12 protein-coding genes and 1 pseudogene are annotated in these 13,852 nt (G+C 33.6%); 1 reads left to right on the plus strand and 12 read right to left on the minus strand.

All coding sequences use genetic code 11. From position 1 onward, the window contains the following. Positions 1–241: pseudogene (locus tag FWJ32_RS13225) on the plus strand (hypothetical protein); the annotation flags it as partial. A 224-nt stretch (positions 242–465) separates the two neighbouring features. Here the strand turns inward: FWJ32_RS13225 and FWJ32_RS00005 are convergent. From FWJ32_RS00005 to ispG, 12 genes are all read right to left on the minus strand, one after another. Further along, a complete protein-coding gene (locus tag FWJ32_RS00005) occupies positions 466–1,416 on the minus strand; it encodes a bifunctional riboflavin kinase/FAD synthetase (protein ID WP_149543926.1) in 951 nt (316 codons plus the stop codon). Positions 1,417–1,431: 15 nt separating this feature from the next. Next, positions 1,432–2,322 carry a tRNA pseudouridine(55) synthase TruB gene (truB, locus tag FWJ32_RS00010; protein ID WP_162523440.1) on the minus strand — a complete coding sequence of 297 codons (891 nt, stop codon included), beginning with the start codon at positions 2,320–2,322 and terminating at the stop codon, positions 1,432–1,434. Beyond that, on the minus strand, positions 2,291–3,283 hold the full coding sequence (locus tag FWJ32_RS00015; protein WP_149543928.1) for a DHH family phosphoesterase: 993 nt from the start codon (positions 3,281–3,283) through the stop codon (positions 2,291–2,293). The genes truB and FWJ32_RS00015 overlap by 32 nt, the downstream gene beginning before the upstream one ends. Then, on the minus strand, positions 3,270–3,629 hold the full coding sequence (gene rbfA / locus FWJ32_RS00020) for a 30S ribosome-binding factor RbfA (RefSeq protein WP_149543929.1): 360 nt from the start codon (positions 3,627–3,629) through the stop codon (positions 3,270–3,272). Before rbfA ends, FWJ32_RS00015 begins: the two co-directional genes overlap by 14 nt. Before the next feature lie 17 nt (positions 3,630–3,646). Beyond that, positions 3,647–5,668 (minus strand): translation initiation factor IF-2, encoded by a 2,022-nt coding sequence (gene infB / locus FWJ32_RS00025; RefSeq protein ID WP_149543930.1) that lies wholly within the window; start codon positions 5,666–5,668, stop codon positions 3,647–3,649. Next, positions 5,646–5,987 (minus strand): L7Ae/L30e/S12e/Gadd45 family ribosomal protein, encoded by a 342-nt coding sequence (locus FWJ32_RS00030; RefSeq protein WP_149543931.1) that lies wholly within the window; start codon positions 5,985–5,987, stop codon positions 5,646–5,648. The genes infB and FWJ32_RS00030 overlap by 23 nt, the downstream gene beginning before the upstream one ends. Continuing rightward, on the minus strand, positions 5,977–6,249 hold the full coding sequence (rnpM, locus tag FWJ32_RS00035) for an RNase P modulator RnpM (protein WP_149543932.1): 273 nt from the start codon (positions 6,247–6,249) through the stop codon (positions 5,977–5,979). Before rnpM ends, FWJ32_RS00030 begins: the two co-directional genes overlap by 11 nt. After that, entirely contained in the window at positions 6,246–7,298 is a 1,053-nt protein-coding gene (nusA, locus tag FWJ32_RS00040; RefSeq protein WP_149543933.1) for a transcription termination factor NusA, read from the minus strand. The genes rnpM and nusA overlap by 4 nt, the downstream gene beginning before the upstream one ends. A gap of 16 nt (positions 7,299–7,314) precedes the next feature. After that, positions 7,315–7,764 carry a ribosome maturation factor RimP gene (locus FWJ32_RS00045; RefSeq protein WP_149543934.1) on the minus strand — a complete coding sequence of 150 codons (450 nt, stop codon included), beginning with the start codon at positions 7,762–7,764 and terminating at the stop codon, positions 7,315–7,317. 160 nt (positions 7,765–7,924) lie between these two features. After that, on the minus strand, positions 7,925–12,142 hold the full coding sequence (locus FWJ32_RS00050; RefSeq protein ID WP_149543935.1) for a PolC-type DNA polymerase III: 4,218 nt from the start codon (positions 12,140–12,142) through the stop codon (positions 7,925–7,927). 12 nt (positions 12,143–12,154) lie between these two features. Then, positions 12,155–12,784 (minus strand): glycosyltransferase family 2 protein, encoded by a 630-nt coding sequence (locus FWJ32_RS00055; RefSeq protein ID WP_149543936.1) that lies wholly within the window; start codon positions 12,782–12,784, stop codon positions 12,155–12,157. After that, positions 12,781–13,851, minus strand: coding sequence for a flavodoxin-dependent (E)-4-hydroxy-3-methylbut-2-enyl-diphosphate synthase (ispG, locus tag FWJ32_RS00060; protein ID WP_149543937.1), 1,071 nt, complete (start codon positions 13,849–13,851; stop codon positions 12,781–12,783). The genes FWJ32_RS00055 and ispG overlap by 4 nt, the downstream gene beginning before the upstream one ends. Position 13,852 lies beyond the last annotated feature (1 nt).

The raw sequence follows: 13,852 nt of genomic DNA on the forward strand, positions 1-13,852 counted from the left end.
AACAGGTGTATGGGTGGAATACAATGGGAGAATTTATGAAACTGTGCCATTTGTTAAGCCAAAAAAGTTTGCTGCCGGTGATAGCCCTAAAGAACCGAATTCACCTTATAGGCCACCTGATTCTCACTACTACAAATATGGCCAGAGTCTCTTTAAACCTGTTACTTTCGAGGAAAGTGATCGCGAGATTCTTGAAATGCTTCAAGAAATCTTCCTTGGTAAATACAAAAAATTTGCCTGATTTTTATAAAGTCTGTTTTATCTTCATTTATCCAATTATGCCGCGAAAGGCCTTGACAGCATTTGGACAGGTATCCTTTTGTCTTCAGGGGCAGTTTAAGGCTGCCCCTCTGCCTTCCGGCGAGGATGGGGGTTTGGGGGCAAAGCCCCCCATATTTTGATTCTTTAAGGTGACATTTTCATGCGATAATTAACCACATTTTGGCCTATTTTTAGGTGACATTTTTAAAAGATATTGACAGTATCTATCCCACGAAAGTAATCTACAGCCAACACTATATCTTCATTTATCCTTTTTCTTAGTTGCTCGACACTGCTAAATTTTATTTCGTCTCGTATATATTTTATAAATTCTACCTCAATTATCTTATCGTATAATTCACCATTTTCATAATCAATTATATAAGTTTCGATGCTCAAAGACTTGTCGGAAAAGGTAGGATTATATCCAATATTGGTCACACTCATATAATATTGTCCGTAAACACAGGTCCTTGTTATATACACACCCTTGCGAGGAATACACAATTCTTCATCTATATCAATATTAGCAGTGGGATAACCTAAAAGTCTCGCCCCATAGTTCATACCTCGTACTACTTTTCCCTTAAGGGAATAATATCTTCCTAAATACTTTGGTATAACATCAACCATTCCCTTTTTAATTAACTCTCTTATATAACTGCTGCTAACTTTTATTCCATCTACCACTACTGGTGATACAATTTCAACATCAAAGCCACATTTTTTGCCAATCTCTCTTAACTTATCCGTATTCCCCTCTCCATTGCGTCCAAACCTGTAGTCGTATCCAACAACGATAATTCCAGCATTCAACGTTTGAATTATAATCTTATCAATAAATTCTTCATAAGTCATTAAAGAAAAATCCTTGTCGAACTTTATCATAACAACAAAATCAATACCGTACTTACTTAAAAGTTCTATTTTTTTTTCGGCATCGGTCAATAATTGAGGAGCTCTTGTTGGATTAATAATTTTTAACGTGTGATCATCAAAAGTAAATAATACAGACTTATATCCATAAAGTTCAGAAAGATTTTTTAATTTGTTTATAAGGACTGCATGACCTAAATGAATCCCATCGAAATTACCTAAGGCAACACCGGTTCTGTTACTGAATTTTAAATTAGAAATATCCCTGATCACTTCCATATTTACTTTTCCTCTCTACTGTAAAAACAATGATATCTTTAATTTATTGCCGTTGAATTTGCCAATACCAATAAATTTTCTATCAATACTATATACCCTTACAAAACTTTCTACATTTATAGGGATCGAAAAAAATTCAATTTGATCTTCACTCAACATGCCACCATTTAATACTGTTTTCAATGCACTGCCTTTGATGACAACCCATGGAAAATTGTGTAATAAAAAATCTAATGGCAGTAATTGATCACTTATATTTATTTCTATCTTGCTAAACAAGTCATCAAATGCTATTGCGTTAGATTTTTCTAATGGCCCATACCTTATCCTTTCGAGATATGAAACATATCCAACGGTACCCAAACTGCACGCAATATCCTCGCATAAAGTTCTAATATATGTTCCGCTTCCACATTTTACCCTGATATATATTTTATCTCCCTCGTAATAAAGGAGATCACATGAATATATTATTACTTTTATAGGTACTAGAGAAAAATGCACCCCTTTTCTCGCAAGATCGTATGCTCTTATGCCATTTAACTTTTTTGCCGAATAAGCAGGTGGCACTTGTTCAATCTGTCCAACAAAATTTTTTAAAGATTCTTTAATTTTCTCCTCGCTTATATCAGGTACACTCATTCGCTTAACTACTTTACCAGTATAATCGGCTGTATCTGTTGCTGTACCTAATTCTATACATGCTACATATTCTTTATCAAAAGAATGGATATAATTATTTAATCGTGTAGCTTTATTTACAAATATTGGTAATATACCGCTTGCAAACGGGTCAAGGGTACCCCCATGACCGACTTTTGCTAATTTAAACATCTTCTTTATTTTTTGTACTACATAATTTGATGAAACTCCTTCAGGTTTGTATACATTCAGAATGCCATTCAAGCCATAAACTCCTCCTACATTCATCTAAAATAACGTTTTTTACAGCATCAAAATTATTATCTATAAAACAACCAGAAGCTTTTTTATGTCCACCCCCTCCAAACTTATTAGCTATTTTATTTACATCAACAAAATCTTTAGAACGCAAACTCACACGGACACCATTATCCTCTATCCTAAACATAACAGCTATTTCTACACTATCAATATTTTTTACATAGTTGATAAATCCTTCACTATCGCTAACAGATGCACCGCAATCTTCCAACATTGCTTTATTTAAGTATATATAACCTATTTTGCCATTTTCGATCACCGAAAGTGTGGATAATACTTTTGATAGTAATTTAACTTTCTCTATACTCATTTTATCAAAGATGATCTCGTTTATTTTTTTAATATCCGCACCACTGGCCAATAAGTCAGCACTGATATTAAGTGTATATGGTGTAACATTATCAAACTTAAATCCGCCTGTATCTGCTATGATAGCAGTTAATAAACAATTTGCTATGTCCTTATCTATCTCCACAGATAAAGATTTAATTATAACATATACGATTTCGGCTGTTGCAGATGCATTTGTATCTACATAATTAAATTTGCTAAACATTACTTTCCCCAAAGGATGATGATCGATGCACAGCGAATTTGGGGCCTTAAAAAATATATTCTTGCTTCTTCCAAGCCTTTCAATATCATTATTATCCAGCGTTATGAATAGATCAGGACTATCATTTTCGCAAATGTCAGGGGATATAATTTCTTCATAATAAGGTAAAAACCTGTAATGAAGAGGTATTTCATCGTCTAATATGACCTTTACGTTTTTCCCAACTCTTTTTAGGGCTATATACAAAGCCAAAGAACTGCCAATACAATCCCCATCAGGCATAATGTGTGTAGATATATATATCTTTTGGGCACTGTTTATGATATTTAAAATATCATTTACTATCATTTTCTTTCTCCTTCAACTCGTCGATAATTTTAGAAATCCGTATGCCGCTTTCTATAGAATCATCAAGAATGAAATTGATTTCTGGAACATGCTTTATCTTCAATCTTTTTGATAATTCCCTTCTAATATATCCACTAGCGTTTTTAAGTCCTTGTAATGTATTAGTTTTAACAACCTCATCTCCATATACGCTTACAAATATTTTCGAATAACTAAAATCATTACTGAGTTTCACCTTAGTAATACTGCACAATTCTGATATTCGTGGATCCTTAAGTTCATTTTTTATTATTATACCTATATCCCTTTTTATTTCTTCCGCGACCCTCTCGTTTTTTATACTCATTTAGATCACCTTTCATCTCATCGTGGGATTTCCTCAAAAGCGTATATTTCTAATATATCTCCTACCTTTATGTCGTTAAAACGCTCAAGGCCAATACCACATTCATAGCCCTGTGCAACCTCCCTGACGTCATCTTTAAATCTCTTTAACGAAGATATCCTATCGTCATTAATAATGGTACCATTTCTTATTATTCTAACTTGAGCATTACGTGTCACTTTACCCTCTAGAACATAACTACCGGCAATCATTCCAGCACCAGGAACCTTAAATACCTGCCTGACTTCAGCCCGTCCTAAAATTATCTCTTCTACTTTTGGCGCAAGCATGCCCTTTATTGCTGCACCAATATCATCCAGTAAATCATATATGACTCTGTAAATTCTTATTTCAACCTTTTCTTTAGTAGCAAGCGTACGCGCTTTAGCATCAGCAGCAACGTTAAAGCCAATAATTATAGCATTAGAAGCAGAGGCTAACATTACATCGGTTTCTGATATTGCCCCTACACCATCGTGAATAATATTAAGATGCACCTCATCATTACTCAGTCGCAAAAGGGATTGTTTTATTGCTTCTAATGAGCCCTGTACGTCGCCCTTAAGTATAATATTAAAATTTTTTATTTTACCTTCTTGGATCTGATTAAATAGTTGGTCAAAAGATAATTTATTGATATTATTATACTGTTGCTGCCTTAATCTATCCTTCCGATAATCAGAAATTGCTTTCGCTATCTTCTCATCAGGAACAACATAAAATTTATCCCCAACATTCGGTACTTCTGATAATCCTAACACACTCACTGGTATTGAGGGGGTAGCTTTTTTAACTCTGCGCCCTTTATCGTCAATCAATGCCCTTACACGGCCAAAACTTGTTCCAGAAATGACGATATCGCCAACTTTTAAAGTACCGCTCTGAACCAGAACGGTTGCAACAGATCCCATGCCTTTATCAAGTCTACTCTCAATTACTACACCACTTGCCCTTTTATTTGGGTTTGCTTTTAACTCAAGGAGATCTGAAAGCAGTAATATCATCTCAAGTAATTCGTTAATTCCCTGTTTTCTTAATGCCGAAACAGGTACAAATATAGTGTCCCCGCCCCATTCTTCCGGGATGAGTCCATATTCTGAAAGTTCTTGTTTCACTCGCTCAGCATTGGCATTTGGCTTATCAATCTTGTTAACAGCAACAATAATCGGGACATTTGCTGCTTTAGCATGATTTATTGCTTCAATTGTCTGTGGCATAACACCATCATCAGCAGCAACGACCAGAATAACTATGTCGGTTATTTGTGCTCCTCTCGCCCTCATCGCAGTAAAAGCTTCATGGCCGGGTGTATCGATAAACACAATTTTCCTATTATTCAGTTCAACAGTATATGCTCCAATATGCTGTGTTATCCCACCAGCTTCACTTGATGTAACATTTGTTTTTCTTATAGCATCTAAAAGTGTTGTCTTTCCATGGTCTACATGTCCCATAACTGTGACAATCGGTGGTCTTGGTTCCATCTGATCTTCTCTGTCTGGCTCTTCAGTAAGATATATAGATTCGATATCCTGCTGTTCCTCTAAAATTACTTCAATATTGTATTTTGCTCCAATCATTGTTGCTGTTTCAAAATCAACGTTACTATTTATGTTGGAGCTAATTCCATGAGAAAGAAGAAATTTTAATATGTCATTTACTTTGATTCCCAAAAGTTCTGATAATTCTTTTATTGATATTGATGATGGAATTTTAATTGTTTTAACTGCTTTCTGCACATTGGAACCTTTTTTCATATCTGTTCCTTTATTTAACTTGTTTTTATAATTATCATGTCCCTTATTTTTTGATCCATCTTCTTCCATATCAATATTCTGTTTAGATACATTGAACAAATCTCTTATCATCTCCACCTCTGTATTTTCTAAAGTACTCATATGATTTTTAACATCTATTCCGAGATCTATTAGATGTTTAATTAGGTCCTTACTGGAAATACCAAGTTCTTTTGATAACTCATAAACCCTTATTTTCCCCAATAATTTCACCCCCGCTTTGCTCTATTAATTTTTTAAGTTTTACTGAAATTCCATAATCTATAATGGAAATTACCGCTACATCTTTATGCTTTCCTAAAAATTTACTCAAAAAATACTTAGTGCCAAATTCAATGCACGGGACATTATTATATAAACTCCAACGTTCAATATATTTTTTTATCTTATTTGAAGCATCGGAAGTATATACAACTAAAAATACCCTGCCGCCTTTGCTTAAATTCTTAAATGCTTTAAACCCTATTTTAATCTTATTTGCTTTATACATAAGCCCAATATAATTATATACCCTATCCATCATCTTGTACTGTCAATACCCTCTCCAATTCCCTATAAATATCTTCAGGAATTTTTATTCCAAGATGCTTCTCAAGTTTGTTGTCTTTAATTACTGCTTTAATGCAATTCTTATTGTGACATACATAAGCGCCTTTCCCTGAAACTTTACCAGTACTGTCAATTACAGCAGTCCCATCCGATGCTCTTCTTACTATTCTAATAAGCTCTTTTTTGGGGAACATTTGCTGACAATTTATACACATACGCATTGGTATCTTTCTCATATTTCTTTTCCACCCTCATTCTCTATATCAGTACCATTAATATCGATTTTCCATCCTGTTAATTTTGCAGCCAACCTGGCATTTTGGCCTTCCTTCCCAATAGCAAGTGATAGCTGATGAGAAGGGACCAAGACTCTTGCAATTTTCTCTACATTGTTTATATCCACAGACAGGACCCTTGCTGGGCTTAAAGCCGCAGCTATATATTCTTTTATGTCAGAGCTCCATTTAATAATATCTATTTTCTCTCCTTTTAACTCATCGACAATTGCCTGTACCCTGTTGCCTTTGAATCCAACACATGCACCAACACCATCCACATTCTTATCATTAGAATGTACTGCAATTTTTGTTCTTGAACCAGCTTCTCTTGCAATACTTTTTATTTCTACAGTTCCATCATAAATTTCAGGTACTTCCTGCTCAAATAATCGCTTTACCAAGCCTGGATGTGTCCTGGAAACGACTATCTGTGGTCCTTTAGTTGTCTTTTTTACTTCCATAACATAGAGCTTTATTCTATCTCCGGGTCTCAAAGTTTCATTGGGTAACTTTTCTGTCAACGGCATTGTTGTTTCGGCATTCCCAAGATCAATCAATACACTTTTTTTATCTATCCTTTCCACTATTCCGGTTACAATATCATTTTCTTTATTAATAAAATATTTATACATCATTTCTCTTTCTGCTTCTCTTATCCTTTGAATGACCACCTGTTTTGCTGTTTGTGCTGCTATCCTACCAAAGCTCTTAGGTGTAATCTCAATTCTAACTATATCTCCACATTTTAACCGTGGGTCTATCTTATGAGCATCCTGTATAGAAATCTCAGTATTTTCATCATTAACCTCTTCAACTACTACTTTTTCAACAAATGTACAAACTTTACCAGACTCCCTATCTATTTCAATTCTTACATTTTGGGCAGTGCCAAAATTTTTTTTATAAGCAGATATTAGAGCAGTTTCTATTGCTTCAAACATTATTTCCTTAGATATACCTTTTTCTTTTTCAATTTCATTTAAAGCAGACATTAAATTTTCATCCATTTAATTCCTTTTCCTCCTAAAATTTAAATTTAAGCTTAATTTTATCAATATCGTTCATATTAATTTTCTCGATGTTACTGCCAACTTTTAAATAAATATTCTTACTTTCAAAATCATAAATTGTTCCTTCAACGATCTCTTTGTTATTCAACCTTATTATGACATTATCATTTATGTGAATCCGGATATCATCCTCATCTTTTAATTCTCTCTCCAATCCAGCAGATGAAACCTCCAGTATATATTGTTGCGGTATGGGATCTCTAATGTCAAGTTCTCTGCTTATAACATTACTTACTTGCTCGCAATCTTCAATAGTTATTCCACCTTTCTTATCAATACAGAACCGTAGAACCCAAACTTTTCCTTCTCTTACATACTCTATTTTTACAAGCTTATATCCCATTCCCTCAATTATACTTTTGGAAAACTCTGATACAGTGTTAATAATTTGACTTTTCCCCATATAAGTATCACTTCCATAATTAATTAAATATAAATATTAAAGAGTGGGTTTCCCCACTCTCCTGTAGTCATACCTCTTATGATAATTTTAACATATTACGACGGGTTGTTCAAGACATAATATGGAGTTGTTAAAGCTATTTTTCAACCAAAAATAATTTTTATAATCCACCAAATAAGGACAACTGGTTCGTCTTTTGTAAATCTTTAAATATTTCATGACGATCCAAAAGTTCAATAACGGTTTTAGATACTTTTGTCCTGATTCTGAAGTCTTCAATAGACAAAAACTTTCCGTCATTTCTGGCTTTAATTATATTTTGTGAAGCCGTAATTCCTATTCCTGGTATGGAGTTGAATGGCAAAAGTATTCCTTCATCTTTTATAATAAATTTGGTGGCATCCGATTCATACAAGTCCACTGGTAAAAATCTTATGCCTCTTTTATACATTTCAAGAATTACTTCTAATACTGTATAAAACCCCTTTTCTTTTGCAGTAGCCTTGTTCCCAATTTTAGATAATTCATTCATTTTTTCAATAATATGTTCTTCGCTACTAAGGGCTATGTCGGCATCAAAATCATCACCCCGGATTGTAAAATAGGTAGCATAGAATTCCTTTGGATAGTGTACCTTATAATAGGCAATTCTAAAAGCCATTATAACATAAGCACATGCATGTGCCTTTGGAAACATATATTTAATTTTTTTGCATGATTCTATAAACCAATCTGGTATATTATGGGCTTTCATTGTCTCAACATCAGAATCTGATAAACCCTTCCCTTTACGTACATTTTCCATTATTTTAAAAGCAACTAATGGCTCAACGCCAGCTTTAATAAGATAGAGCATTATATCGTCTCTTGTACAAATAACTTCTTTAAGGGTTGCTTTACCGCTTTTAATTATATCCTGTGCATTGTTAAGCCAGACATCGGTGCCATGTGACAATCCACTAATCCTAACCAATTCGGCAAAGGTTTTAGGTTTTGTTTCCTCTAACATTTGCCTAACGAATTTTGTTCCAAATTCTGGCAGAGCAATTGTACCCACAGTAGTATCAAAATCAGCACCATTTAAACCAAGGGCCTTGATATCCGAAAATATTGCCATTGTCTCCTTGTCATCTAAAGGTATGGTTTTAGGATCAACACCAGTCAGATCCTGCAACATGCGAAGCATAGTAGGATCGTCGTGACCTAAAATATCCAGTTTTAGTAACCTGCCACTAATAGAATGATAATCAAAATGTGTTGTTATAATATCAGAATTTTTGTCATCTGCAGGATGTTGAATAGGAGTAAATTCATATATTTCCTTATCGTTAGGTACAATCATAACACCGCCAGGATGCTGCCCCGTTGTTCTTTTTATACCGGTAAGCCCACTTACAAGCCTTTTAATTTCAGCATTCCTTAAGGTTATATTCTTTTTATCCATATACCCTCTTATATACCCGTAGGCTGTTTTTTCTGCCATAGTTCCTATAGTGCCAGCTCTAAATACATGCCCCTTGCCAAAGAGTCTTTCAGTGTATTTATGTGCTTTAGGTTGATATTCCCCTGAAAAATTAAGATCTATATCAGGTTCCTTTTCACCATTAAAACCTAAAAAAACTTCAAATGGTATATCAAAACCGTTCTTATTAAGTTTATGCCCACACGAAGGACAGTCTTTATCAGGAAGATCTACTCCTGTATCAATATCTGCATAATTAGGAAATTCAACATATTTACACTCTGGACAAATATAATGAGGCGGTAAAGGATTAACCTCTGTTATACCACTAAAAGTAGCTACTAAAGATGAACCCACAGAGCCTCTAGAGCCAACAAGGTAACCATCGCTCAAAGATTGATTTACAAGCTTTTCAGCAATAATATACAGTACAGCATACCCATTATTAATTATAGAATTTAACTCTTTTTCTAATCTGTTTTTAACGATGTCAGGCAAGGGGTCACCATATACTTCAACAGCTTTTTTATAAACCTTCGCTATTAACTCTTGTTCTGCACCCTCAATTACAGGCGGAAATGTTCCATCAGGTATTGGTTTTATACCATCTTCAATCATATCTGCGATCTTATTTGTATTCTCAACTACAACCTCATAAGCGATATCTTTTCCTAAGTAGGTAAATTCATCAAGCATCTCTTCAGTGGTTTTGAAATAAAGCCCAGAATCATTATCTGCTCTCTCAAAGCCATTCTCTGTTAAAATAATTTTTCTTAACACTTCATCCTCTGGATTTACAAAATGTGCATCTCCGGTTGCTACAACCAATTTGTTATGGTGTTTACCAATTTCATATATTGTCCTATTTATCTCTTTTAGTTCATCAATATCACGAACCTTTTTTTCTTCAACTAGAAAAATATTGTTTTTAATTGGCATTATCTCTAAAAAATCATATAATTGTAAAATACGCTCTAACTCATTGTCTTCAACCTTATTTTGTACTGCCTGAAATACCTCTCCTGCCTCACAGGCTGAGCCTATCAGAATATTATTTTTATATTTATAAAGTAGGCTTTTTGGTATTCTTGGTTTTCTATGAAAATAATTTAAGTGTGCTTCCGATATAAGCCTGTACAAATCTTTGATGCCTTCTTGATTTTTAACCAATATAGTACAATGGTACATAGGAAGGCTGTTAACATCATTTGCTGCAGAATATATGTTATTAATATCTCTCAGATTTTTAACACTATTTTCCATCATTGTTCTGAGACATTTCACAAAAATATGTGCGGTTGCTTCTGCATCATCAGATGCCCTATGGTGATTTTCTAAAGTTACATTTAAGTATTTTGTCAATGTATCTAGTTTATAGTTTTTCAAACCTGGAAATAATATCCTAGTCAATGTAAGGGTGTCAATTATTATATTACTTAGCTCAACATGATGTTTTTGGGCAGCATTTTTTAAAAAAGATATGTCAAAATTTGCATTGTGTGCAACAATAGGGGTATCTTCTGAAAAATCTTTAAACATCTTTATAGCATCTTTTATTGAAGGGGCATTTTTCACCATATCATTACTTATACCTGTTAATTTCGTGATGTTAACAGGTATTGCTTTTGAAGGTTTTACAAAAATATCAAAACGTGCAACAATTTCATAATTTTTAACTTTTACTGCCCCAATTTCAATAATTTCGTCATTATTTGATGACAGACCAGTAGTTTCAATATCCACAACTGTAAATTCTGAATCTAATGGGGTATCATCAGCATTAGGGATAACTTTACCTGTATCATCCACAATGTAAGCTTCAACTCCATACAATATCTTAATACCATATTTTGCAGATGCATTATACGCATCAGGGTATGATTGAACAACTCCGTGGTCTGTTATGGCAATTGCCCTATGCCCCCATTCTTTTGCTTTTTTAATATAGTCCTCTGCTGAACTCACGGCATCCATCGCACTCATCTGTGTATGAAGATGTAATTCTACTCGTTTGATTTCAGCATTATCAGTCCTCTCACTATGCTCATATTTATTAATATCGTAGACAATCATTACTATATCATTTTCATATCTATCAAACTGTATATCACCTCTTATAAGCAACCACTCACCAGTTTTTATCTCTGTTAAACAGTCTTTACCAGAACAATAGTATTTACAGCTTATTGAATCAGTATAATCTGTAACATCAAACTTATACATGATTTTACTGCTATTTAATTTCCTTTCCTCGATGCATAAAACTTTGCCAGCAATTGTTGCTCTACCAGAATCATGTGATATTTCACAAATTTTTTTAGGAGATGTATTAATAACCTTTCCAACAAGCATTTTATTACTGGTTTTAACCAAATCTAGATTATTGGATGAATCATCAGATGCAATTAACTGGTTAATCAATTTCATTTCATCATCAAATATCTGATTCTCAAATGGTCTTTCTGAAAGGAATATATTGACAATTGCGTCTATATCAAGCTCTTCCTTAATGAGTTCCTCTATAAAGTCACCAATATGTTTTTCTAAGAGAATATTGTAACCCATCATATCTTTTATATAAATATTTAAATAATTTCCTTTTATTATTTCCCAACTTGCAAAAATTAACCAACCAATCAGAGCAGGATAACATTTATTTACATAAAAAACAATATTATCCCAGTATGTCGGCATAATTTTATTTAAGTCACTATCTTCTAAATCATATAGCACTCTAATCTCTAAACTATTAGTGTTTCTAAATTGATTTGTGAAAAAGGAATAATACTCATTTAATATTTCCTTACTATATATTTTATTAGATTTCAATAGTATCTTTATTCTTTTACTTTCTGGCCATATCAATACCTTGTGTATTCTTTCCTTTAATTCAAACGTCAAGCTTTCTGCTCCCATAACAATTCCTTCCTAAAGGTTGTTAAAAGACTTGATTATTTCAAAGTACATTTTAACTCGTGCTTTCATGCCTTTATATAACCCCATTTTTTCTTCTTTCATAATATGTGTTAAATTTTCTAAGTATACTTCTTTTACATCCAGACCTTGTTTATCGGCGTATTTCGTCAAAGCGATTTCAAATCCATACCGGCTAATTTCAAGGTTATCAATGCTATCAAGTACAGCTTTTTTAACTGCCCTTTGTCCGGATAAAAAAGGTGCAAATTTTTGAGCCAGATCAGTTGCAGTCCTACCTTTGGTAAAAATTCCTATGGTCATATCCACATTCTCAAATAATATAGGGTTGATCATATCATTAACATGGTTCTTTTTTAAACCAATCAAGTCAGCATCTAAAATCAATATTATATCACCATTGACAACCTGAAGCCCTCTGCATATGGCCCCTCCTTTGCCAATATTTTGTTCTAAATCTATTACATGAACCCCGTGCGATTTAGCAATTTTAGATGTATTATCACTTGAACCATCATTTATAACAATAATCTCATCTATTCTCTCACAATGCTTCAAAACATCAACAACATTGCCAACAGTCTTTTCTTCATTAAATGCAGGAATTAAGGCACTTACAGTCACGCCTCTGTTTCCTCCTTTATTAAATTATTTATTTCTTCAGTCAGTGTTTCTATAATCCTGTCTTCAGGTATCTTGCCAATAACTATACCTTTTTTTATCAGTAGAGCTGATTTATGTCCACCTGCGATTCCAATGTCAGCATCCTTTGCTTCACCTGGCCCGTTAACTGCACATCCCATTATTGCAACCTTTATATGCTTTTGTGTTGTAGGTAAATTTCTTTCCAGTTCTTCTGCGAGTCCAACTATGTCTATGTTACACCTACCGCAAGTAGGACAGGATATTATTTCAATTCCTCTTTGTAACAGATTTAAAGACCTCAATATCTGAAGTGCGACCTTCACCTCTTCTGAAGGATCAGCAGTTAAAGATATTCTTATTGTATCGCCAATTCCTTCAGAAAGCAATGTTCCTACTCCAATTGATGATTTTATTGTGCCACTCCACAAAGTACCAGATTCTGTAACACCTAAATGCAAAGGGTAAGTAAACTTTTTCGAAAACATTCTATAACTTTCTATCGTCGTAGGTACATCACTTGATTTTAATGAAACCACGATATCATCAAAACCAAAATCATTTAATATTTTAATGTATTCACTGGCACTTTCAACAATCGCTTCTGGTATTTTCCCTTTGTACTTTGTCAATACCCTTTCGTCTAGAGAACCTGAATTTACTCCTATCCTTATAGGTATTTTATGTTCCTTTGCTACATTTACTATTTCCTTTACTCTTCCTCTATCTCCTATATTTCCGGGATTTATCCTTATCTTATCAGCACCATTTTCTATGGCAAGTATAGCAAGCCTATAATTAAAATGAATATCTGCTACCAATGGTATATCAATATTTTCTTTTATTTTTCTTAAGGCCTTTGCAGCATCTTCATCGGGCACTGCTACTCTTATTATATCGCACCCAAGGTCTGATAGTCTATTAATTTGGTTGATGGTTGATACTATATCTTTTGTATCTGTGTTGGTCATGGATTGAACTGCAATAGGTTTGAAATTACCAATACTTTTATTGCCTATCCTTATCTCCTTCGTGTATATTCTATTCACA

It is taken from the genome of Calorimonas adulescens (assembly GCF_008274215.1).
GTDB lineage: Bacteria > Bacillota > Thermoanaerobacteria > Thermoanaerobacterales > UBA4877 > Calorimonas > Calorimonas adulescens.